This window comes from Streptomyces sedi (genome assembly GCF_006335015.1).
In the GTDB taxonomy this organism is placed as follows: Bacteria; Actinomycetota; Actinomycetes; order Streptomycetales; family Streptomycetaceae; genus Streptomyces; species Streptomyces sedi.
Genome location: NZ_VDGT01000002.1, coordinates 308340 through 331328, shown reverse-complemented (window position 1 = coordinate 331328; position 22989 = coordinate 308340). Strand labels below are relative to the sequence as shown.

19 protein-coding genes are annotated in these 22989 nt (G+C 70.9%); 8 read left to right on the top strand and 11 right to left on the bottom strand.

Annotation, left to right across the window (positions count from 1 at the left end; all coding sequences use genetic code 11):
* Nucleotides 1-92 precede the first annotated feature (92 nt).
* On the bottom strand, nucleotides 93-2099 hold the full coding sequence (locus tag FH715_RS04340) for a glycoside hydrolase family 127 protein (RefSeq protein WP_139640822.1): 2007 nt from the start codon (nucleotides 2097-2099) through the stop codon (nucleotides 93-95).
* Between the two features lie 296 nt (nucleotides 2100-2395).
* Here FH715_RS04340 and FH715_RS04335 point away from each other — a divergent pair, with 296 nt between their 5' ends.
* Together FH715_RS04335 and FH715_RS04330 are read left to right on the top strand one after the other, a co-directional pair.
* Nucleotides 2396-3439, top strand: a complete 1044-nt coding sequence (locus FH715_RS04335) for a LacI family DNA-binding transcriptional regulator (protein WP_139640820.1) — start codon at nucleotides 2396-2398, stop codon at nucleotides 3437-3439.
* A gap of 218 nt (nucleotides 3440-3657) precedes the next feature.
* Nucleotides 3658-4251 carry a 3'-5' exonuclease gene (locus FH715_RS04330; protein ID WP_139640818.1) on the top strand — a complete coding sequence of 198 codons (594 nt, stop codon included), beginning with the start codon at nucleotides 3658-3660 and terminating at the stop codon, nucleotides 4249-4251.
* A 9-nt stretch (nucleotides 4252-4260) separates the two neighbouring features.
* Here the strand turns inward: FH715_RS04330 and FH715_RS04325 are convergent, their stop codons facing one another.
* From FH715_RS04325 to FH715_RS04315, 3 genes are all read right to left on the bottom strand, one after another.
* Complete coding sequence (locus tag FH715_RS04325; protein WP_139640816.1) at nucleotides 4261-5112, bottom strand: GntR family transcriptional regulator; 852 nt, start codon at nucleotides 5110-5112, stop codon at nucleotides 4261-4263.
* Between the two features lie 161 nt (nucleotides 5113-5273).
* Nucleotides 5274-6239 carry a glycoside hydrolase family 16 protein gene (locus FH715_RS04320; RefSeq protein ID WP_139640814.1) on the bottom strand — a complete coding sequence of 322 codons (966 nt, stop codon included), beginning with the start codon at nucleotides 6237-6239 and terminating at the stop codon, nucleotides 5274-5276.
* A 66-nt stretch (nucleotides 6240-6305) separates the two neighbouring features.
* A complete protein-coding gene (locus tag FH715_RS04315; RefSeq protein WP_246108541.1) occupies nucleotides 6306-7862 on the bottom strand; it encodes a beta-N-acetylhexosaminidase in 1557 nt (518 codons plus the stop codon).
* Between the two features lie 360 nt (nucleotides 7863-8222).
* Here FH715_RS04315 and FH715_RS04310 point away from each other — a divergent pair, with 360 nt between their 5' ends.
* From FH715_RS04310 to FH715_RS04295, 4 genes are all read left to right on the top strand, one after another.
* Nucleotides 8223-9476: an extracellular solute-binding protein gene (locus tag FH715_RS04310; RefSeq protein WP_246108540.1), complete on the top strand. Its 1254-nt coding sequence runs from the start codon at nucleotides 8223-8225 to the stop codon at nucleotides 9474-9476.
* A 252-nt stretch (nucleotides 9477-9728) separates the two neighbouring features.
* Nucleotides 9729-10715 (top strand): carbohydrate ABC transporter permease, encoded by a 987-nt coding sequence (locus FH715_RS04305; RefSeq protein WP_139640809.1) that lies wholly within the window; start codon nucleotides 9729-9731, stop codon nucleotides 10713-10715.
* Nucleotides 10712-11593, top strand: coding sequence for a carbohydrate ABC transporter permease (locus FH715_RS04300; protein WP_425472663.1), 882 nt, complete (start codon nucleotides 10712-10714; stop codon nucleotides 11591-11593). Before FH715_RS04305 ends, FH715_RS04300 begins: the two co-directional genes overlap by 4 nt.
* 48 nt (nucleotides 11594-11641) lie before the next feature.
* Nucleotides 11642-13093, top strand: coding sequence for a twin-arginine translocation signal domain-containing protein (locus FH715_RS04295; RefSeq protein ID WP_139640807.1), 1452 nt, complete (start codon nucleotides 11642-11644; stop codon nucleotides 13091-13093).
* An 80-nt stretch (nucleotides 13094-13173) separates the two neighbouring features.
* Here the strand turns inward: FH715_RS04295 and FH715_RS04290 are convergent, their stop codons facing one another.
* Nucleotides 13174-13632: an ASCH domain-containing protein gene (locus FH715_RS04290; RefSeq protein ID WP_139640804.1), complete on the bottom strand. Its 459-nt coding sequence runs from the start codon at nucleotides 13630-13632 to the stop codon at nucleotides 13174-13176.
* A gap of 163 nt (nucleotides 13633-13795) precedes the next feature.
* Between FH715_RS04290 and FH715_RS04285 the strand changes: the two genes are divergently transcribed.
* On the top strand, nucleotides 13796-14734 hold the full coding sequence (locus FH715_RS04285; RefSeq protein WP_139640802.1) for a leucine-rich repeat domain-containing protein: 939 nt from the start codon (nucleotides 13796-13798) through the stop codon (nucleotides 14732-14734).
* Nucleotides 14731-16596, top strand: coding sequence for a 2OG-Fe(II) oxygenase (locus FH715_RS04280; protein WP_139640800.1), 1866 nt, complete (start codon nucleotides 14731-14733; stop codon nucleotides 16594-16596). The genes FH715_RS04285 and FH715_RS04280 overlap by 4 nt, the downstream gene beginning before the upstream one ends.
* Before the next feature lie 154 nt (nucleotides 16597-16750).
* Here the strand turns inward: FH715_RS04280 and FH715_RS04275 are convergent, their stop codons facing one another.
* The 6 genes from FH715_RS04275 to FH715_RS04250 all read right to left on the bottom strand — a co-directional run bounded on the left by FH715_RS04275 (nucleotide 16751) and on the right by FH715_RS04250 (nucleotide 22903).
* Nucleotides 16751-17548, bottom strand: coding sequence for an ABC transporter ATP-binding protein (locus FH715_RS04275; protein WP_211367423.1), 798 nt, complete (start codon nucleotides 17546-17548; stop codon nucleotides 16751-16753).
* Nucleotides 17538-18290, bottom strand: coding sequence for an ABC transporter ATP-binding protein (locus FH715_RS04270; protein ID WP_139640798.1), 753 nt, complete (start codon nucleotides 18288-18290; stop codon nucleotides 17538-17540). The genes FH715_RS04275 and FH715_RS04270 overlap by 11 nt, the downstream gene beginning before the upstream one ends.
* Nucleotides 18287-19450 carry a branched-chain amino acid ABC transporter permease gene (locus tag FH715_RS04265; protein WP_211367421.1) on the bottom strand — a complete coding sequence of 388 codons (1164 nt, stop codon included), beginning with the start codon at nucleotides 19448-19450 and terminating at the stop codon, nucleotides 18287-18289. The genes FH715_RS04270 and FH715_RS04265 overlap by 4 nt, the downstream gene beginning before the upstream one ends.
* Nucleotides 19434-20318 carry a branched-chain amino acid ABC transporter permease gene (locus tag FH715_RS04260; RefSeq protein WP_139640795.1) on the bottom strand — a complete coding sequence of 295 codons (885 nt, stop codon included), beginning with the start codon at nucleotides 20316-20318 and terminating at the stop codon, nucleotides 19434-19436. The genes FH715_RS04265 and FH715_RS04260 overlap by 17 nt, the downstream gene beginning before the upstream one ends.
* 7 nt (nucleotides 20319-20325) lie before the next feature.
* Nucleotides 20326-21543, bottom strand: a complete 1218-nt coding sequence (locus FH715_RS04255) for an amino acid ABC transporter substrate-binding protein (protein ID WP_139640793.1) — start codon at nucleotides 21541-21543, stop codon at nucleotides 20326-20328.
* A 412-nt stretch (nucleotides 21544-21955) separates the two neighbouring features.
* Nucleotides 21956-22903: a helix-turn-helix transcriptional regulator gene (locus tag FH715_RS04250; protein WP_139640791.1), complete on the bottom strand. Its 948-nt coding sequence runs from the start codon at nucleotides 22901-22903 to the stop codon at nucleotides 21956-21958.
* Between the last annotated feature and the right edge of the window lie 86 nt (nucleotides 22904-22989).

Below are 22989 nucleotides of genomic sequence, written 5' to 3'. Positions count from 1 at the left end.
TTCACCAGGTCCTGTCGTCCGCCCGGGCCGGCCCCGTCCGGTGTCGCCGGGCGGGGGCGGCCGTCGTGCCGGGGACCGGCCGGGTGGCGCGTTCAGCCCGCCGCGCTGGGGAGCCAGACGCGCATCGGGGAGACCTCGCGGTTGGCCCAGGCGTAGTAGGGAACGGCCGTGAGGGTCAGGGGTTCGCCCTCGGGTTCGGCGGGCGCCGTCGTGGTCGAGCGGTAGGGCCACCAGGGCGCGTGGGCGTCCGGTGTCGGACGCGCCCGGACGCGCCCGGCGAGGGTGAGGCCGGTGACGCCGCCCGGGAGGTCGTCCCGCTCGGAGATGCCGATGCCGGCGGCGGTGTCCACCACCAGGTCGTCCAGGCCGAGCCCCTCGGGCAGCGCCGGCAGGTCGACGCCCTCGACGCAGTAGACCAACGGCCCCCGCTCCACGGCGACACAGCCGCGTGCCGCGTCCACGCGGGGGTCCGCGCGGACGAAGCGCGGCGCGAGGTCGAGCGTCAGCTCCACGGTGTCGCCGGAGGCCCAACTCCGGTGCAGGAGGAGCCAACCGTCGTCGTAACGCCACGCGGTCGCCGCCGGCTCGGCCCCGTTGACCAGCAGCGCCCAGTTGTCAGCTGACCAGTGGGGCACGCGCAACGCGAGCGTCCACGGTGCGGCACCGGTCGCCTCGACGGCCAACGCGATCCGCCCGTCCCACGGGTAGTCGGTGGTCACCCGGAGGGCGGCCTCGGCCCCGGCGACCGGGGCCGTGACGGTGCCGGTGGCGTACTGGTGAATCTGGAGGGTGTTCCCGTCGGCGGAGGTGGAGGCGAGGTAGCCGGGCAGCGAGGCGAGCAGCCGCATGAGGTTCGGCGGGCAGCAGGCGCAGGTGAACCAGGGCGTGCGACGCGGCCGGAGCCCCTCCTGGTCGGCGTGGCCGTCCCTGACGTGGAGCGGGTTGTCGTAGAGGTAGGTGTCCCCGTCGAGCGAGACGCCGCAGAGCACCGCGTTGTAGAGGGTGCGCTCGGCGAGGTCGGAGTAGCGCGCCTCGCCGGTGAGCAGCGCCATCCGCCAGCCGAACTGGACGGCGGCGATCGCCGCGCAGGTCTCGGCGTAGGCGCGTTCGTTGGGCAGTTCGTAGGGGTGGCCGAAGCCCTCGTCGGTGTGGTGGGCGCCGACGCCCCCGGTGAGATAGCTCTGCCTGCTGGCCATGTCCTCCCACAACCGCTCGGCCGTGGCCCGGAGTTCGGCCTCTCCGGTCTCCGTCGCCACGTCGGCGGCGCCGGCCAGCAGATAGAGCTGGCGGACGGCGTGGCCGGTGACGGCGGGTGCCTCGCGCAGCGGGACGTGGTCCTGGCAGTAGCCGGGGCGGGCGGGGCCCTTGGTGCCCCGGGTGGGGAACGCGCCACCATAGCGCCCGAGGAAGTAGCCCGCCAGCTCGACATGGCGCGAGTCGCCCGTCTCGCGGGCGAGTTCGACCAGCGCGGTCTCGATCTCGGGGTGGCCGTCGACGCTGTCGATCGGCCGTCCGGAGCCCTCGGGTCCGAAGGTCTCGCCCAGGTGGTCGGCCAACCGCGTGGCCACGTCGAGGAGTGCGCGGTCGCCGGTGGAACGGTGGTGGGCGACCGCCGCCTGGATCAGATGCCCGGCGGTGTACAGCTCGTGGCCCCAGCGGAGTTCCTGGAAGTGCGGCACCTCTGGCCTGGCCACCTGGTAATACGAGTTGAGATAGCCGCTCGGCTGCTGCGCGTCGGCCAGCAGTCGGGCGAACTCCCCTATGCGGTCCGTCAGTTCGGCGGCCTGTGCGGGGTCGGTCGTCGGGTCGCCGAGCTGCCAGGCGGCGGCCTCCAGCCACTTGTGGACATCGGTGTCCATGAACGGGACACCCTCATAACCACTGGTCTCGCCGTCGGCGGCACGACGCAGATTGCGGAGGTTGCCGGCCTCGGTCAGCCGGTCGGGGCCCTGGGCGATGCTGACGCGCGCGTTGATCCGGCGCCGCTCCGCCCAGAAGCCATCGGTGACGGTGACGCGGGCGGACGGCCGCGACGCGACCGTGGCGTTCTCGCTCGGTCGCGCGGGCGTGGCGTAACGGTCGGACGTGGAGGGGGGCATCTGCGGCTCCGAGTGGTTCGGGGCGGGAAGGCCCGGGCGGGCCCGGCGGGTTCGGCCGGCGGCCGGAGCCGGGCGGTGCGGTGCGGTGTGGTGCGGTGTGGGTGCGGTGCGGCAACGTGCGGGAAACCGTTTGCCTTCGCCGCGACTCTAGGAGCACGGCCGCCCCGGAGTCAACGCTTCCCCACGACCGCCAGGGAGGTCAACAGACCAGTGGTCACCCTGGTTAACCGCGTGGCATGATGACCGGCACCCGCTCGACCGTCCGGGGTGTCGAGGCGAAGGAAAAGGGTTGCTTCATGACGGGAACGCCGCGTCCGGCAGCGGGAGAGCGGCGCGCCGCGACACTCAGCGATGTGGCGGCGCTGGCCGGGGTCTCCCCCGGCACCGCGTCGAAGGCGCTCAACGGGCGGGGGAACCTGCGCCCCGAGACCAGGGAGCGTGTGGCCGAGGCGGCCGACAGGCTGGGCTTCCACCCCAACGAGGCGGCCCGCAGCCTGCTTTCGGGACGCACGTACACCGTCGGGCTGCTCACCACGGACAGCGTCGGGCGGTTCAGCCTGCCGGTGCTGCTCGGCGCCGAGGATGCCCTGGGCGCGGGCCGGATCTCCGTCTTCCTCTGCGACACCCGGGGCGACTCCATCCGTGAACAGCACTATGTGCGCACGTTGTTGGCCCGCCGCATCGACGGGCTGATCGTCACGGGGCGCCGCACGGACGCCCGTTCACCGCTGTCGCTGCCCTCCCCGGTGCCGCTGGTGTACGCGTTCGGGCCCTCGGCGGACGAGCGCGACGCCTCGGTGGTGCCCGACGACGCGGGCGGCGCGCGGCTGGCGGTGGAGCACCTGGTGGCCACCGGGCGGCGGCGGATCGCGCATGTGACGGGGCCCGCGCACCACGCGGCGGCAACCGTCAGGGCCACCCACGCGGAGCGCGCCCTGAACGAGGCCGGGCTCGGACTCGCCGGCGGCCGGACGCTGTTCGGCGAGTGGTCGGAGGCCTGGGGCCGGGCGGGTGTACACGCCGCGCTGCGCGCCGCCCCGGACGTGGACGCGGTCTTCTGCGGCAGCGACCAGATCGCCCGGGGGGCGGCGGACGCACTGCGGGAGGCCGGACGCCGGGTACCGGAGGACATCGCACTGGCCGGCTATGACAATTGGCAGGTCATGGCGGCGGCCACGCGTCCGCCCCTGACCACCGTGGACATGAATCTGGCGGAGGTGGGCCGTACCGCCGCGCTGCGCCTGATGGAGGCGATCGAAGGGCGCCCTTCCCACGGGGTGGAGCTGGTGCCGGGCCAGCTGGTGGTCCGCGACTCGACCGTCGCCGGCCAGCAGGGTTGACCAGTTCGCTGACCAGCTCTCTCTCCGCCCCCGGCGCCTCCGGCCGGGCAGAGCCCTCGCACCGGCCGCTTCGTGGCGTCCGGCTGACCGGCCGGAACGCCGTGCGGCCCTCCGACCGCGCGTCCCAGGACACGTCCGGTGGGGATAGCATCGGGCGCCTCGAACGATCGGAGAGGTCCGCGCCCGCGAGGGACGCGGGCGGTGGAGGAGCGAGCGCGATGGCGTCCCTTGTCGTCTATGACCTGGAGTTCACGACCTGGGAGGGCGCGGCGGACGGCGACTGGTCACTGCCGGGACAGCTGCGCGAGATCGTCCAGATCGGCGCTGTGCGACTCGACGAGGAACTGACCGTTCGGGACGAGTTCGAGGCACTGGTCAAGCCAGTGGTCAACCCACGGCTGTCACCGTACTTCGTGGAGCTGACCGGGGTCCGCCAGGAGGACGTGGACCGGGAGGGGAGGGCGCCGGCCGACGCGCTCGGCGCGTTCTTCGCCTTCTGCCGGAGCGAGGCGGCGCTCTCCTACGGCAACGACATGGCGGTCATCGGCGAGAACGTCGGCTGGGCACGGGCGCGGGGAGAGGTGCTCGACCGCGGGTTTTTGACCACCCCGTTCCTCAACATCCGGCCGTGGATCAACACCCTCGCGCCGGAGACGGCGACGGTCAACTCGGGCCGGCTGTGGAAGAGCCTGGGTCTGCCGCGCCCGACGGACGGTGCCGAGCACTCGGCGCTCTTCGACGCCCACTCGTTGGCGGCGGCGCTGCGCCGTCTCCGCGCGGACGGCCATGCCCTGCCGGCGGGTTGCCTCTAGGAGCCCCGCTCAGTCCGTGCGGTGGATGTCGCCGCTGGTGGCGGAGAGCACGGGGCGGACCGTGGCGGTGTCGCCCGGCGGGATGCCGGGGTGGTGGCCGCCGCCGGGCGGCGAGGCGGTGCCGGACGGGGACCCGTCGCGCAGGGAGAGGCGCGAGACGATGCGGTAGCGGTCGCCCCGGTAGAGCGAGTGGCAGTACTCGACGGCGCGGCCGAAGATGTCGCTGGTCACCCGGCCGAAGAGCAGCGCCGGGGAGAAGGGTGGCACGTCGAGCAGTCCGGCCTCGGCCTCGCTGACCACGGTCGGTTCGATGGACTGGGTGGCCTCGCCGACCTGGACGCCGTGGCGTTCCCGCAGGTGGTCGTAGAGGTCGCCGACGGCCAGGTCGCTCTCCTTGAGTCCGGGTACCACGGCGACCGGCAGATGCAGGTACTCGATCGCCATGGGCACGGACTCGACCAGGCGGAGCCTCGCGACGGCGAAGACCCGCTCCGCCGGGGACCTTCTGAGCTTGCGGCCGACCCGGGGGCCCGCCGCCTGGACGGCGAACTGGAGAACCCTGCTTGACCAGCTGCCGGAGGCAAGCGGGGCGGTAAGGGAGTCGCCCACTCCCGGAACCAGTTCCTGGGTGATCTTCCCCGGGGCGATGAACATTCCCCTGCCGTGCTCCCTGACCAGTTGACCGGTGGCCACCAGTTCGTCGACGACGACGCGCAGGGTGGGGCGGGAGACCTCAAGCCGCGCGCAGAGCAGGCGTTCGGAGGGGATGGGGTCGCCTGGGCGGCGCTCCTCGATGAGTTCGAGCAGATGCTCGCGGACCCTGTCCCGCTTGAGTACCGCTCCGGGTGAACGTCTGGTCATGTCCTACTCCCCCGCACTCGGCTGGCGCCGGTCTCGGCTGCTCACGTTGACCAGAATATGACCCGTTGTAACCGTCGGCGCTGGGCGTTCGCCCAGCGCCGACAATTCTGTCACTGTGAGTCACTAACGGGCGCGGGTGTTCACCGACCGCCACGCACCGTTCAGGGCGCCGCCACGGTGTCGGTGAACGCGGTGCCCTCGTCCCGGTGGGCCGTCACCCGCTCGCTGACCTCGTCGGGGCTGAGCACCGTGTCGGCCGCGTAGTACACGTAGTCGACCTGTTGGTCGTAGGCGCGCGGAGTGGTGTCGGTCTGGCCGAGCAGGTCGATGAACCACTGGTTGAAGTTGATCGACATGGGGCGCTCGGGCAGATAGGGCTCCCCGTGCTCCGCGAAGAGCCGGCCGTCTATGTAGTAGCGGACACTGGTCTCGTCGATGGTAAAGACCAGGTCGTGCCAGCCGGCGAAGCTGTCCTGCTCCTTGGTATGGGTGTTCACCGCCTCCCAGGGATCGGGCCGGTAGGTGTCCCAGGAAGTGGTAAAGAGCGTGTGGTCGGTCTCGCCCCAACCGCCGTTGGGCAGATACTCGAAGTCGTACTCCGAGTAGTCCGGGTCCATGGGCGCCCGCAGGTCGTTGATGGAGAAGAACGTCTGCACCAGCCGGTCGCCGTCGGGGCCCGAACGCGGCTCGTCGGAGAAGCGGACCCGGGCCGCGTAGGTGCCCTGCTCGAACTTGACCGCCGAGGTGAACACCTCGGTCTGCTCCGTGCCTTCGGGGGTTCCGTCCGTTCCGGACTCCAGGTTGAGCACGGTCCCGCCCTCGTCCTGGGCGAAGGTGACGTTCTCGGCCAGCCAGCCGGCCCCGGGGACGCCGGGCCCGCCGCCGCCGGTGCGGACCACCCAGCCGTGCTGCGAGAGCGCGGGGTCGTCGTGGGCCGAGTAGCTGAAGTCGTCGAAGAGTTCCTGCGCCGGCGGTTCGACGGCGCCTGGCGCGGTGGCGTTCTCCGCCTCGTCCTTCGGTTCGCCCGCCTGGGAGGTGCCGGCGACACCCAGGCCGGCGAGCAGCGCAAGGCCGGCACCGAGGGCGGCGCAGCGCCGGGGGGTGAGCGTGCGGGTGCGGTGACGCATGGGGGTTCTCCTCCGGGGAGTGGGCTGGGGTTTTCCGGTGGGCGCGTTCACCCTCGGTGCCGGTGGTCAGCCCAGCGGGCTGTCCTGGGGCGCCGGCGGGCGACGCGGGGTTCGGTGGTTCACGCGGAGCTTGTCCAGTCGCTCGCCGTGCTTTACCAGTCGTTCGCTGAGGGAACGAGCGCCGCGCGCGGGGGCCGCGCCCGGCGCGCTCCAGGCCGCCTCGGCGAGCGCGGCCAGCCGGGGGAAGGCCAGATACTCCACGTCGTCGGGGGTGGGGGCGAACTCGGTCCACAGCTGGGCCTGCGTGCCGAGCACCGCTTCGGCGTGCGGGAGCCGGGCGGGTGCCGGGTCGAAGCCGGCGACGGCGTCCAAGGTCACCACCCCGTCCTGACCCAGCGGTTCGGCCGGGTCGGCGGAGCGCGGGTAGTCCAGATAGGTGCGGTCCCAGGGGGTGGCGACCACCCGGTGACCGCGCCGGGCGGCAAGCGCGGTGTGCTCCCCGGTGCGCCAGGACATCGTCAGGGTCTCGGGCGGCAGCGCCGCCTCCTCGCCCTCGTCCCAACTGACCGGCGTGCGGCCGTTCTCCAGCAGGAAGGCCGCCATCCGCCGCAGGAACCAGCCGCGCAGCGCGGCAGGTCCCGAGAGCCCCTCGGCACGGACCCTGGCCAGCGCGGCCTCGCTGCTCTCCCACTCGACGACGGGGCACTCGTCGCCGCCGATGTGCACGTGCTCGGCGGGGAAGACGTCCATCACCTCGGCCAACACCTCGCGGCACAGCTCCACCGCCGCGTCGGAGACCCCGAGCACGTTCGGGCAGACGCCCCACTCCGTCCACACCGGGAGGCGGCGGGTCGGGTCGTTGCCGAGATGCGGGTAGGCGGCGAGCAACGCGCGTGTGTGACCGGGGAGTTCGATCTCGGGAACGACGGTCACTCCGCGCGAGGCCGCGTGCTTTACCAGTTCGGTCAGCTCCCCGCGGGTGTAGTAACCACCGTGCGGGATCCCGTCGAAGCGTCCGCTGCCGGCACGGCCGACCATCGACTCCGCGCGCCAGCCGCCGATCTCGGTGAGCGCCGGATGGGCGGCGACTGGCATCCGCCAGCCCTGGTCGTCGGTGAGATGCAGGTGGAAGACGTTCAACTTGTGGAGTGCCAGCAGGTCGACGAACCGTTTGAGGAACGAGAGGGGCTGGAAGTGGCGCGCGACATCCAGCATGGCCCCGCGCCAGGGGAAGCGCGGCCGGTCGGTGATCTCCACGCGGGGCAGCCGCCAGACGACGTCGCGCACCGGGGTGGCGCCGAGCGCGGCCGGGGGCAGCAGCTGGAGCAGCGTGGTGGCGCCGTTGCGCAGGCCCGCGAGGGTGCCGGCGCGCAGCAACACGGCCTCGGATCCCACGGTGAGCCCGTAGCCCTCGGGGCCGAGACCGCTCAGCGCGGGATCGATGACCAGCGACAACGCGCCGTCGGCCGCTGCCGGCAGCGGCAGCCCCGCGCTCGGGCCGAGGGCGGTGCGCAGCAGCTCGGCGACGGGTTCGGTGCCGGGGGTCAGGCGCAGCGCGGTGTCGGTGGTCAGGTGGAAGTGGCCGGTGCGTTCGAGGAGGTGGTGGGGCAGCGGAATGAGCACGGTTGCCTCCGGATGGCGGGCGGCCCGGGGTCCACGGACGAGGAGACGTGCGTCTGGTTCTCCAACTGGTAAACAGGAAGCCGGAGCTGGTAAAGCAAAGTGGCAGCCCCCGTGGAGCGCTGTCAAGAGCGGCGAGGGCACGGTACTCCTCGCTTCCCGGAGGCCGCCGCCGGTCGCCATGGGTGACAAACCCCCATGCCGCAGGGGTAGTTCGCGGCACTCCCCGGTCGAACCGGAAATCACGCACAGCCTTGACGACCCCAAAGGTCTATGCCATTTTCAACGCTTACCACGCCCCACAGCCAAGCCAACTGGTCAATCACGCCTGTCTCCTTCGCCCTCCCCCACCCGAGGTGACCCGTGAAGTTCCGTCCTCTGGCCTGTGCCACCGTCCTGACCAGCGCCATGGCCCTGACAGCCTGCGGGGGCTCTTCGGGCGACGGCGACGGCCCCGTCACGCTGGACGTCTGGCTGATGCGTGACAGCGTCAGCCAGGAGTTCCAGGAGGAGTTCGTCACCGCCTTCGAGGACGCGCACCAGGACATCGACGTCAACGTGCAGATCCAGGACTGGAACGGCATCGGCGAACGCGTCACCGCAGCACTGGCCAGCAACGACGCCCCCGATGTCATCGAGGTGGGCAACACCCAGGTCGCCCAGTACGCGGCCAGCGGCGGGGTCGCCGACCTCACCGACCGGGTCGAGGAGTTGGGGGGCGAGGACTGGTTGCCGGGCCTCGCCGAGCCGGGCGCGGTGGACGACCGCCAGTACGGGATCCCCTACTACGCGGCCAACCGGGTGGTCATCTACCGCACCGACCTCTTCGGGGCCGCCGGCGTCGACCCGGACGAACTGACCACGCGTGACGCCTGGTTGGCCGCCACCGAGCAGTTGAACGAGCCGGAGGGTCAGCAGGGGATCTATCTGCCGGGGCAGAACTGGTACGCACTGTCCGGGTTCATCTGGGACGAGGGTGGCGAACTCGCCGTGGAGACCGGCGACGGCTGGGAGGGGGCGCTGCACACCCCGGAGGCCCTGGCCGGCATGGAGTTCTACGAGCGGCTCCAGGCGCTCGGGCAGGGCCCGCGCGACTCGGACGAGGCCGAACCCCCGCAGGTCGAGGTCTTCGCCGGCAACGAGGTGGCCCAGATCATCGCCGTGCCCGGGGGCGCCAAGCTGATCGTGGAGCGCAACCCGGAGCTGGAGGGGAAGATCGGCTTCTTCCCGATCCCCGGCAAGACCGCCGACACCCCGGGCGCCGTCTTCACCGGCGGCTCCGACCTCGTCATCCCGGCCGCCTCGCACGACCCGGAGGCCGCTTTCACCTTCGTCGAGGAACTGACGGGGGAACGCTGGCAGCAGGAACTGTCGCGCGCCATGAGCTATGTGCCCAACAAGACGACGCTGGTCGACCAGGTCGGCGACGACCCCGGCGTGGCGGCGATGGCGGTCGGCGCGGCCAACGGCCGGGCGACGCCCAACACCCCGGCCTGGGCGGCGGTCGAGGCCGAGAACCCGATCAAGGAGTATCTGACGGCGGTGCTCACCGGCTCCGATCCGGCCGACGCCGCGCGCGACGCCTCCGAGGTCATCACCAGGGCGCTCAACCCGTAGCGCCCTCCCCCACCCCGGTCCGCGCGCCCGAAAGCACCGACGCACGCCCCCACCACCAGCCCGTTCTCGCCTCCCCCGTTCCGGTACTCACCGATTCCGGTCCGCCCTGGTTCCGGTCCGGTCCCCTCCGGTTCCTTCACGTCCCGTTCCCCGAGCGGGCCCGCCCTCCGAGGGCGGGCCCGCGCCCGGCCCACCGCCGGACCGGTCGGCGACCCCGCCGGTCGGCGGCCCGGCGGAGTCGAAGGGAGTCCCATGCAGGCCACCGGCCGGCGCCCGCGGCGCGCCACGCCGTCCGCGACCGTTCCCGAGACCCCGCGGAGCGAGAGCACGCCCCGCCCCGACCGCCGGCCGCGCGGCTCGGGATGGTGGCCCTATCTGCTGATCGCACCCACGGTGTTGGGCGCGGCGGCGCTGCTGCTGGTGCCGTTGCTGCGCGGGGTGCTGATCTCGCTCCAGGACTTCCAGCTGCGCGAACTCATCAACGGGGGCGCGCCGTTCGTCGGGCTGGACAACTACACGGAGCTGCTGGGCGACTCCCTCTTCTGGGAGGTGGTCCGCCGCACCTTCCTCTTCATGGCGCTCAACGTGGTGCTGATCATGGTGCTCTCCACCCTGGTCGCCCTGCTGGTCGAACGGTTGGGGCGGTTCGGCAGGACGATGGTGCTCAGTGGTCTGGTGCTGGCCTGGGGAATGCCGGTGATCGCGGCGACCACGGTTTTCCAGTGGATGTTCCACTCGGAGTACGGAGTGGTCAACTGGTCACTAACCAGTCTGGGCTTCGACTCGTTCGACCGCTATCCCTGGTTTGCCAACGGCCCCGCGGCCTTCGCCATCGTGGTCTTTCTGGTGGTCTGGCAGTCGATCCCGTTCGCCGCCATCACCCTCTACGCCGGACTGACCACCGTGCCCAGGGAGTTGCACGAGGCGGCGCGACTGGACGGTGCCGGTCCCTGGCAGGCGTTCCGCACGATCACGTACCCGATGCTGCGGCCGATCTTTCTACTGGTGCTCTGCCTGGAGGTGATCTGGACCTTCCGGGCGTTCGTCCAGATCTGGGTGATCACGCAGGGCGGGCCAGGCGACGCGACCACGATCCTCCCCGTCTACGCCGTGCAGACCGCGCTCTCCCAGCAGCGCTACGACCTCGGGTCGGCCGCCTCGATGATCACGGTCCTGCTGATGTCGACCGTGCTGGTCGTCTACTTCCGCCAGCTCTACCGGCAGGAGGCCGAGCTGTGACCCCCGTCGTGTCGTCGTCCGCGCCCACCGACGCCCGGCCGCCGCTGCGGCGCCGGCAGCGCCGCCATCCGCTGCGTTCGGCGCTGGCCGTCGGGGTCTTCGTCTTCTGCGTCTTCCCCGTCTACTGGATGTTCTCGACCGCCTTCAAGCCCGCGACGGACATCCAGACCGACGAGCCGCAACTGGTCCCGACCAGCTGGACGTTGGAACACTTCCGGACGGCGATCAGCAGTGACGGTTTCTGGCTGTTCTGGCGCAACAGCCTGATGCTCACCGTCAGCGCCGTGCTGCTCTCGCTCGTCGTGGCCCTCGCCGCGGCCTTCGCCGTGGCGAGGATGCGCTGGCGCGGCAGGCGCGCCTTCCTGCTGCTGATCTTCGCCGCGCAGATGGCGCCGTGGGAGTCGCTGATCATCCCGATCTACATCATGTACCGGGACGCCGACCTGCTGGACCGGCTGCCGGGGCTGACCCTGATCTACTTCATGATCACGTTGCCCTTCACCATCGTGGTGCTGCGCAACTTCCTGGCCACCGTGCCCGAGGAGTTGGAGGAGGCGGCCCAGGTCGACGGCTGCACCCGCCCGCAGGCGTTCCTGCGGGTGGTCTTCCCGCTGCTGGCCCCCGGGCTGATGGCGACCTCGCTCTTCGGCTTCATCACGGCATGGAACGAGTTCGCCTATGCCAACTTTTTGATCATCAAGGATCAGGACAGTCGCACCCTGCCCGTCTGGCTCACTTCCTTCCAGAACACCTTCGGCACCGACTGGGGCGCCACGATGGCGGCTTCCACCCTCTTCGCCATCCCGGCTCTCCTCATCTTCCTGCTGCTGCAACGCCAGGTGACCTCGGGCTTCGCCTCGGGAGCCGTCAAGGCGTGAACGCGCGGGCACCCCGCGCCGCACCGTCCCCCGGACCAAAGGAGCGCCATGACCGCCGACCTCCCCTCCCACCGCCCGCCCCGCCTCTCCCGCCGCGGTCTCCTCAGCGCCTCGGCGGCCCTCGGCGCCACCGCCGCGCTGGGATTGCCCTCCCCGGCGCACGCCCTGCGGGCCGCGGGCGCCCCGCGCGCCGCCTCCTCCGGGGTGGTGCCGATCGACTGGGCCGGGCTCGGCGACTACGCCGCCACCGACCCCGCCGGCAGCCGCACGGCGACGGTCCTCGCCGGCAGCGCGCGCTACCTCGTCGGCCCCTGGTACGCGGGGACCTACCGCACCTACCTCCCCGACGGCTACATCGACCTGCGCGGCACCGACGAGCGCGCCATCCGCCTCCCCGCCATGGCAGCGGTGGCCGCGACCACCGCGCTGACCACCGGGGTCTACGATCCTCGCGACCTGTCAGCCGCCAACGCCACGATCCGCACCCGCAACCTGATCCGCACCCTCGCCGCCCGCCATCTGGCCAACAACGAGGACCAGAGCACGCGTTGGGGCGACGGCTGGCAGACCGCGCTGTGGGCGTACTACACCGCGCTGGCCGGCTGGCTCTTCTGGGACGAACTGGACACCACCGAACGCGCCCATGTCGTCGCGATGACGGTCTGGGAGGCCGACAGGTTGACCACTGGTAATGACCTCTATCTGGTCGGGACCAGTGGTCACCAGCTGTACGAGCGGAGACGCGACGGCACGGTGGTCACGCCAGGCGACAGCAAGGCCGAGGAGAACAGCTGGAGCGCCGCCGTGCTCTCGCTGGCCGAGGTCATGCTCCCCAACCACCCGAACGCCGCCGCCTGGCAGCGCCGCAACATCGAGCTGCTGGCCTCCGCGGCGGCCTGCCCCGCCGACCTGACCAGTGGCGAGACGGTCAACGGCATCGAACTGTCCAGTTGGCTGCGCGGCACCAACATCGCCGACGACGGCACCCTCGACAACCACGACCGGCTGCACCCGCTCTACATGGTCTCGTTCGACCAGAGCCTCTACCAGGGCTTCGTCTACGGCCTCGCCGACCGCGGCGCGCCCCTGGCCGCCCTGCACAACATCCCCCGGGTCTACTCCGCGCTCGTCGACCTGCCGTTCCCCACCGAGGACGGCACGACCACGACGATCTACCAGCCGGGTTCCGGCGCGATCCACTACCCCGAGGGCAACGACTGGGGCACCCACTTCCCCCACTACTTCGGCAACTTCGACCTCCTGGTCTCCCTCACCGGCCAGGACACCGGCATCGAACCGCCGGCCGCCGAGTGGGAGCGGCTGCACAACGAGGAGCAGCTGCGGCTGATGGACCGCTTCGCCGACGGCCGCACCTACGGCGAGCCCGGGGAGAACACGTACTACGGCCGCGAACACCGCATCGGCGCGATGGCCGGCCAGGCGTTCCTCACGCTGTATGTCGCCCGCAACGACCGGGAGAACCGCCTGCGTTTCGTCTGAACCCGGCCGTGGGCGGGCCGAACCCGGACGTGGGCGCCGGGGTCGGACGTGGGCGGCGGAGCCGGGACCGGCGGGACCGGTCAGCCCGTGCCGCGCAGGTCGGCGACGAGGCGGAAGCGCTCCAGGACCACCGGGGTCGCGTCGTCCACGGTGAACGCGGGGTCGCCCAGCGCCGCGCGCATCTCCTCGCCGTGCCAGAACCGCTCGTGTCCCGCCCGCCACCCGGCCACGCTGGTGTCCCCCTCGCCCTCGTCCAGGACATGGCGAAGGTCCACCCGCGCCAACGGGACGACGCGCACGTCGGTCACCTCGATGACGGCGACCGCCCTGTCGTCCGAGTCGACAACGACCGAACGGCCTCCGACCTCCGCCAGGGGCTCCCCCTCGTGCGCGTAGTCGGCGAGGAGCCCCGTCGTGGTGGTCTTGGAGCCGTCGAGGATCGCCGCGACAAGCCGGTCGCGCAGCGGCCCGGGGAACGCGAACTCCGCCCGGGGCAGCGAGGCGAGCTCCGCGGGCGGCGGGGTGGGGTCGGAGGTCACACGTCCACGGTAACGGCGCGCCCGTGCGCGGCCCTGCGCCGGCGACGATACGCGGAGGGCGGTGCCATGCCCACAGGGCCGGCCCCTCCTTCCTTCCTGGTCTTCCCTTCGTGGCTCGCCAGAAGTTGACTGGTTGTCAGTGGCCCCCACTAGAATCGCACGCATGTACGACACGGCTGAGGAGCGGGCGCTCAGGGAGTGCCCCGACGACCCCGAGGCGTGGCAGCGCTACGGCCATCGGTTGACGGAAGTGGGCGATGCGCGCGGCGCGTTGATCCGCCTTCAGCAACGGCTGGCCGCCGGGCCTCCGCCTGCGACGCGCGCCAGGGTCGAGCGGGAGATCGCGGCCTTGGAGGAGGAGCATGCTGCGGGGCGGGACAGCGCTGTTCCCGAGGGGGTCACGGTGTCGAGCCGGCAGCACGGCTTCGCTACCGGGCTGACCCTGCACTGGTCCGAGCGCGCGCCCGAGCGGCTGGCCGAGGCGCTGTCGTCACATCCACTGGTGACAGCGGTCCGGTTGAGCGGCGCGGCCGATGGTCCTGACGGCATGGAGGACGACGGGGACGAGGACGAGGACGACTGGTACGACGACCTCGACGAGAACGGCGAGCCGATTCCCCTCCCGTTGATCGAGGCGCGCGAGGCCGACGCGCTCGCTCGGCTCGACCTGACCGCGGTGACCTCGTTGAGCTGCGCATATCTGCGCATCGGTGACGCGGGCGCGAAGGCACTGACCACATGCACCTTCCCCGACGTGATCACCGCCCTCGATCTGCGGTACACCGCCCTCGGGGACGAGGGGCTGATCGCGCTCGCGGAGTCGGGCCGCTTCGGCTCCGTCACCCGGCTTCACCTTCAGGGAAACGCCCTGACCGCGCCGGGAGTCGCCGCCCTCGCGTCCTTCACCCGGCTCACCGAGCTGGACCTGCGGTACAACGCGATCGGCGAGCAGGGCGCGGAAGCGCTGCTGGCCGCGCCGTTCGCCGGCTCGCTGCGGAGGTTGTCGCTGCATCGCCCCGACGTCTCCCAGGCGGGCGCGCGACGCCTCGCCCACGCTACGGAGCTTCCCCTCGCCCTGCGCATCCTCTGGAGGACCGTGTGAGCCTCACACTCCGCGACCAGTTCTTCACCCTGTCCACCGGAGAGGCGTCCGCCGAGGAGGTGGAACGCTACCGGGCGCGGGTCGACACGATCGAGACCGAGCCCGCGACGACGTTGGACGGGCTGTCGGTCTCCTGGCACCCGACGGCACGTCACAAAGCCCTTCGCTTTGTCGACACGGACCGGCTCGACGAGGACGTGCGGGACCTGTTCGCACGCCCCAGCGAAGGCGCCCCCTACCTCGCGGCCGTCTTCGTCGATCCGGCCGAGCTGTCCTTCCGTTCCTTCGAGAACATCGTCCCCCTCGACCGTCTCTTCGCCGACACGGCACTGGACCTGCGCCTCCGCGACGCGCGCCGAGTCGCCCCCGGAGCACACCAGTTCGCGCTCGACCTGCCGGACGGAGCGCGGCAACGGCTGGAGGGCGTGGACGCGCTGGGCCTGTACGTCCCCCCACTCAACGCGGCCACCCGGGGCGGGGATCGCTTCATCTTCCACTCCGCTCAGCTGGCCGAAGCCCTGACCGGAGCCGTGCGGGAAGCCCTGCCGGACGACGAGCTGCATCGGTTCTCGCACGTCAACCCGGTCTTCCGCTGCAATCGTTTCGAGCCGGAGGACGACCGCTTCCACCGCCACCGGGACACCCCCTACTACGACGGCGCGCGCGGGCAGGTCTCCCGGAGCACGCTGTTGCTCTATCTCACCGGTGGCACGGGGGAACCGGCGCTCGAGATCACGGACGTGGCCGAGTTCCGCGACATCGAGGCGTTCAGCGTCGTGATCTTCGACCAGCGTCACGAGCACGAGGGGCGTCCCTATCGCGACGGCCGGAAGGTCTTCCTCCGCACCGAGCTCATCTACGACGCGCCTGCGGACACCACCCACGACCCGGAGATCGGCGCCCTGTTCAGCAAAGCGACCTACTGGACCGGTCAGAGTGTCTTCGCCCCCGAACTCGCCCGCTACGCCGACGCCTGCTACAACCGTGTCAACGCCGCCCACTGGAGCGGGCTGGCCCCCACCGACACACCCACCGCCTACGCCCACAAGAACTTCCGAGGCGTCCGCTTCGTCACCGACGGCCACGACTTCTGGTTCCGCAAACGCCCCACGCCCGGCCTAGCCGAGTGCGCGGCGCTCACCCTGCTCGACTACTTCAACTGCCACCTCGGCGGCCGGCCCTTCCGCGAGGTCGCCGCCACCGAGACGATCCACGCCCGGGACACCGCGTGGATCCCTGAACTCCTCGCGGAGCGGGACGGTGACACCAGTGCTCTCAGCACTGTCGACAAGGAGCACTTCTTCCCCGCGCCCGAGGAGAGCAACGGCGCCTGCTGCCCCTTCCACGAGTACCGCCACTTCGCCCCAGCCCGGCACTACGAGATCATCGATCTCTACGAGGAAGGTCAGAGTTTCGCCCGGGCGCACCTCATGCCCGCGCCGATCCTGATGATGGGAGAGGAGGTCGCCCTCGACCCGGAGCGCTTCGTGATACGGGGCAACCAGATACACGTCCTCGGCAGCCGAGCCCTGGCTCCGGTGAACTTCGCCGCGTGTTGGAACGCCGGGGGCGGCCCGTTGAACTACCTGGATGTCACTGCCACGATCGGCACCGCCGACTTCCTCGTGCCACCCATTCTCTTCAGCGAACACGAAGGGTGCTACCGGCTCCAGTTCGACTTCTTCCGCAACAACTGGCAGGCGGGTCAGCCCAGTCACCGGCAGACCGAGATACCCGTGCCGGCGATCGACATCGACGATCTCGGAATCCGTGACGAGGGCGAGGACGACTCGCCGTGGTACGAGGCGCTTGAGGAGCTTCCCGAGGACCTGATCCCGGAGACCTCCAGGGACACCTTCTGAACCTTCTGAACGACGCGGGTCCCACGCCCGCGAGACACCGGCCACCGGTGGCTCGCCGGCGTTCTCCCGTCCCGCGGCGTCCGGCGTCGCCGCGGTGCCCCGGCCGCACTGGCCGAGGACACCGCGGCGGACGGGCCCGCCGCGCGGGGGAGCGCTACGCCGTCGACTTGGGCCGGCCTCCCAGATACAGCTCGGAGAGGCGCTGGTCGGCGAGGAGTTCGGCGGCGGGGCCCGAGATGTGGACGCGGCCGAGGTCGAGGACGCAGCCGAGGTCGGCGGTCTCCAACGCGCGGCGCGCGTTCTGCTCCACGAGCAGCACGGCGGTGCCCGCGTCCCGCATCCGGACGATCTGCTGGAAGACCGTCGCCGTGGTCTTGGGGTCCAGGCCCATCGACGGCTCGTCGAGCAGCACCACCTTGGGGTCGATCATCAGCGAACGGGCGAACTCCACCTGCTTCTGCTGACCGCCGGAGAGCAGCCCGGCGAGCTGCTTCCACCGCTCCCCCACGATGGGGAACAACTCCTGGACGAACGCCACCCGTTCCGCGATCCGCGCCTTGTCGCGCAGCGTGTACGCGCCGAGCAGCACGTTCTCCTCGACCGTCATCTCACGGAAGACGCTGTGCCCTTGGAGCACGTGGGCCAGCCCGGAGCGCAGCATCTGCTGCGGCCCCTGGCCGGTGACGTCCGCGCCGTCGACGACCACGCGCCCCTCGCGGGGGCGGAGCAGTCCGCTGGCGACCTTGAGCACGGTGGACTTGCCGGCGCCGTTGGGTCCGACCAGGCAGACCACGGTGCGCGGCGGCACCTCGACGGAGAGCCCGCGCAGCACCATGGCGGCCCGGCCGTAGCCGGCGTACACGTCGTCGAGCACCAGCAGCGGGCGTTCGGCCTGCCGCGTGGTCCCGTCCTTCTCCCTGGGCTTCGCCCCCGACTTCTCCTCAGACGCCAAGGTAGGCCTCCAGCACTCGCGGGTCCTCCTGCACCACCGACGGCGCGCCCTCGGCGATGGGCCGGCCCCGGTCGAAGACGACCACATGGTCGGAGAGGCTCATCACCATCTCCATGTTGTGCTCGACGATCAGGAACGTCTTGCCCTCGGCGTTCAACTCCCTGACCAGCGAGCCGATCCGGCCGATCAGCGACGGATTGACGCCGCCGGCGGGCTCGTCGAGCATGATCGTGTCGGGGTCGGACATCAGCACCCCGGCCAGTTCCAGCAGCTTCTGCTGCCCGTAGGAGATGGCGCCTGCCTCGGCGTTCTCCAGGTGGTCGAGGCCGACGCGGACCAGCAGGCCGCGGGCCCGTTCGATCGCCCCGGCCTCGCGGGAGGGGGCCAGCAGCTGCCGCAGCCCGGTGGGGCGGACGGCGACCAGCAGATTCTCCAGCAGGGTCATCCGGGGGAAGATCCGGCAGAGCTGGAAGCTGCGGCCGATGCCGCCGCGCGCGATCCGGTGCGGTGGATGGCCGGTGATCTCCTTCCCTCGGAAGAGGACGGAACCGGACTCCGGTTTGATCATTCCGGTCACGCAGTTGAAGAAGGTGGTCTTGCCGGAACCGTTGGGCCCGATCAACGCGTTGATCTGACCGTCCCGGAAGGCGATGGTGGCCTCGTCGACCGCCCGCACCCCGCCGAAGGACTTGGTCAGGCGCACGGTCTCCAGGCCGGTGGCCGGCTTCGTCTGCTCACTCATCGCCCGTCCTCCTCACCGTCGCGTGACCCGTCAACGCCGGAGCCACCACGACCGTCGGCATCGCCGCCGACCGCTGCCGCGGCCCTGTTCCGTTCGAGCAGCTCCTCGGCCGTGATCTCCCGGATCGAGGACTGCTGCGGGCCGAGTCGGCGCAGCAGCGCGCCCGCCGCCGGGATGACCCCGTCCGGCATGAAGAGCACCACGACGCCCAACAGCACGGCGGTGAAGACCAGATGGAGCTGGGTGTCGCCGTACTCCAGCTTGAAGTACTCCAGCGCGGTGCCCACCACCACGGCCCCGACCAGCGGCCCGAGGAGGTGCCGCACGCCGCCGAGCAGCGCCATCAGCACCATGTACGCGCCCAGCAGGATGGAGAACTGGAAGATCGGGTCCAGGTCGCCGAACCACAGCGCGTACATCCCGCCGGCCCACGCGGTGAAGGTCGCCGAGATCAGGTAGGCCGCCAGCTTGTAGTCGCGGGTCGGCACCCCCAGCGCCTCGGCCTTGTCCTCGTCCTCCCGGATCGCCTTCAGCCCCGCGCCGAAACGCGAACGGTCGACGACCCACCAGGTCAGCAGCATGACCGCGAGCAGCGCCACGAACAGGTAGAAGAAGATCCGGTGGTGGTCCGGCCGGTACAGGTCGGCGAACGGACGCGGGACGTTCAGCCCGTTGGCGCCGCCGGTGAAGTCCTCCCACGCCTGGAAGACCAGCAGCAGGATCAGCACGAACGAGATCGAGACGATCACGAACGAAGCGCCCCGCACCCGTAGCGCCGCGATTCCGATCGGGATGGTGATCACCAACACGATCAACCCGGACAGCAACCAGGCGAGAAACGGCTGGAGCGAAAGGTCGCGGATCAGGATGCCGGTCCCGTAGGCCCCGAGGCCGAAGAACGCGGCGTGGCCGAGCGAGACATAGCCCGTGAAGCCGCCCATGAAGCTCCAGGCGGTCGCCGTGCAGGCGTAGGAGGCCACGATCACGCCGGCGGAGAGCACATAGGCGTTCGGCACCAGCTCGGGAAAGAGCAGCACCAGCGCGACCGCCACGGCGAGCCCCGCCGGGCGCGACCAGCCGGGGAGCGTGAAGCCGCCTCCCGCGCGGGGGGCGTCCACGCCACCGCCGACTCTCTCCTCGGTGTCAGAAGCGTTGCGCAAGGCGACCTCCGAAGAATCCCTGGGGGCGGAGCATCAGCGTGACGAAGAGGGCCACATAGAACACGGTCTGCGCCCAGGTGGTGCCCAGTTCGACCTGGAGCAGGCTCTGCCCGACGCCGAGGACCAGCGCGGCGATCGCCGTGCCGGGGATCGACCCCAGCCCGCCGACCACGATGATCGCCATCAGCGGGCCGATCCAACTCCAGTGCAGCGAGGGGTAGATGGTGGCGTCCAACGACAGCGCGGTGCCGCCGACGGCCGCCGTGGCCAGGCCGAGCCCGAAGCCGACGCCCGCCACCCGGTCGGTCCTGATGCCGACCAGCTGGGCGGCCTCCCGGTGCTGGATGGTGGCGCGCAGCGCCAGCCCGAACCTGGTCTTCTTCAGCAGCAGGAACAGCAGCGCCAGGGAGACCACGGCGAGCCCGAACGCGATCAGCTTGACCACCGCGATCCTGGCGCCGAAGAACTCGAAGTTGCTGCCCGAGTACGACAGTTGGACGCGACGCTGCGTGCCGGACCAGAAGAGGCCCAGCAGTCCCTCGATCAGCAGCGCGATCGCGAACGTCAGCAGCACCGACATCATCGTGAGCGTCGCGGGCCGCAGTCGCGTGATCAGCACCCGTTGGATCAGGATGCCGATCCCGAAGAACAGCGGCACGGTGAAGACCATCGAGAAGAGCGGGTCGATGCCCGTCTTGTCGTGGAACCACCAGGCCAGGTAGGCGGCCAGGATCACGAAGGCGGCGTGGGCGATCATCACCACCCGCATCACGCCGAAGTAGAGCGTCAGCCCGGCGGCGAGGATGGCGTAGAGCCCTCCCAGCAGCACGCCGAGCACCAGGCTCTGGAAGATGAGTGTTCCGTCCATGCCCTGCTCACCACTCCGGCTTCGGGTAGAGGAACTCGGCTTCCCCGGTCTCCCCGGGGAGCACGATGCGGATCTCGCCGTCCACGTACTGCTGGATCAGGTGCGCGCCCTCGGGGCGCCCCTGACCGTCCCAGCTCAGTGGGCCGACGATGGTCTCCACCTCGTTCTCGTGCAGCCAGTCGACGAGCCGCTCCTGGCACTCGCCCTGCTCGGCGCAGCCGACCGCCTCCACGGCGGCGGCGACCACCTGACCGGTGGTGTAGGCGTTGGCCTCGTCCTCGGCCGGCGGGGTGCCGAACATCTCCCGGTACAGCTCGACGAACTCCACGTTGGAGGGGTAGGGCGCGTCGGGCGTGTAGCCGGTGGGAGAGACGATGCCCTCGGTGCGGGAGCCGATGGCCGCGGAGAACTCGGGGTTGGTGGGGGCCGTGGAGAACGCGGCCAGCTTCGGCTGGTAGTCCAGCTGTCGCAGCTGGACGATGATGTTGACCGCGTCCTGGTACTGGGTGCCGCCGACCACCATGTCCGCGCCCGAGGCGTTGATCTTGGCGGCGATGCTGGAGAAGTCCGTGGTGTTGGGCGGGTACTCCTCGTCCACCACGATCTCCAGACCGCCCTCGCGGAGCCGGTCGCGCAGACCGTAGGCGGTGGACTGCGCGAACGGGTCGTCCATCGACGCGACCGCGACCGTCTGCGGCCTTTCGTCCTCGGGAAGCGACAGAATGTGGTCGGCGAGATGGTCGTAGTGATCGTTGGCGATCGCGGGGGCGGCGTAGAAGAGGTTTTCGAAGCCCTGCTCGAAGACCTCGTTGGCCGCGCCGGCCGGTTCCACGAAGAGCATTCCGTACTCCTCGGCGACCCGCGCACTGGGGATCACGAGCCGGGTGGAGAACGGCCCGAAGACCAGGTCCACCTCGTGCAGCGCGATCAGCGCCTCGTAGTCCTGGACGACCCGGTCGGCCGCCGACTGGTCGTCCAGGATCTTCAGCTCGACGCGTCTGCCGAGGAGCCCGCCGTCGCGGTTGACGGACTCGACCCACGCCTCGTAGCCGCGTTGGACACCCTTGCCGGGTTCGGAGAAGTCGCCGGTCAGCGGCAACGAGACGCCGATCAGCACGACATCCTCGTCACCGCCCCGGGGGTCTCCGGAGCAAGCCGTCACCAGAAGCACGGACGCGGAAAGCGCCGCAGCCCAGGAGACGGCTCTCCTTCGCCGCTTGGCCATGTAGGGGGTGCTCCTTGCGTTGTTCAGGGAACGGGAAAGGTCGCGGGGGGACCGAGTCGGAACAGTCGGAACAAGAGATGAGCGGGAAAGGGGAAGAGCTATGGCCTGGCCGTGACGGCGGTTGATCAGACATGCGCGCAACGGGCTGGGTAAGCGCTTTCCATCCGCTGAGTGGGTACCGTACTGGCCAGGTAAAGGAACGGGCAATACGCTCGACAGATCGTGCCGATTCGTAATCTTCGGCGCGTGCTCAGCGGTACGGCCGGGCCGTGGCCGGGCCGTGACGCGGCGCTGTCGGGCGGGTGTCGTCGGCTCGGGTCACGGGCGGGTCGGGTCGGGTCGGTGCCACGGGACCTGCCGGGCAGCACTCACAAGTCACTCCCCCGCACCTACCGGACAACGACTCAACAACTCACGAGTGGTTCCGCGAGATCTCCACCGCGAGTTCCCGGACGCGTGCGCGGGCCTCCGCCGGGGCGGTGACGGTGACGCTGGCGCCGAACGGCAGCAGCATCCTGACGTCCTCCACATGGCGGGCGTTGACGGTGATGTCGACCCACGGCCCGCTCGCCTCGCCCACACCGGCGAGTCGGCTGCCGAGGAGCCTTCTGGCCCTGCCGAGCTGGCGCGCTTCGAGCACGGCGTGGATCGTGAACTCCTCCGGGTTCTCCCACCGCGCCGTCAGCTCCGCCGCGACGCCCGCAAGGGTCGCGCCCTGGCGGTGCCGCCTGGCCGCCCGCATCGGCTCCCAGTCGACGAGCCGCTCCAGCGCGTAGAGCCGGGGCCGTCCCACGGAGTCCGCGACCAGATACCACCGGCCGGCCTTGGCCAGCAGGCCGTAGGGGTCGACGACGCGCCAGGTGGCCTCGTTCTCCTCCGCCCGCCGGTAGTTGACGCGCAGCCGCACGCCACGCCGCAGGTCGGACACCAGCGCCGCCGGGGGCAGCCCCTCGATGTCGCGGGAGTACCACGGGCTGTTGTCGGTGGTGACGACGGTGCTCAGGGGCAGCGCGGCGCCGCCCGACGGGGGCGGCGCCGGGCGCACCTTCCGGTGCGCGCGCCGGGTGTCGGTCGAGGCGCCCAACTGCTCGCGCTGCGTGTCGTCGAGTCCGTAGAGCGCGAGGTGGTCCCGTTCACCGGGGGTGAGCCGCGCGGTGTCGAGGAGACCACCCGGCAGAAGCGTCACCCCGCCCCCGTGACCGCGCCTGACCAGCACGGGGAAGCCCGCTTCCTGGAGCCACCGCACGTCCCTGAGGACGGTGCGCACCGACACGCCGACCTGGGTGGCCAGTTCGGCGGTCGTCGTGGTCTCCCGGGACTGGAGCACCAACAGCAGCGAGAAGAAGCGGTCCGGAGTCACGGGGCCAAGAGTTCCAGAGAAACACGACAGGTTCCGTCAGGAATGACCGGCAGGGTCCTCTCGTCCGGAAACAACGACGCTAGGAA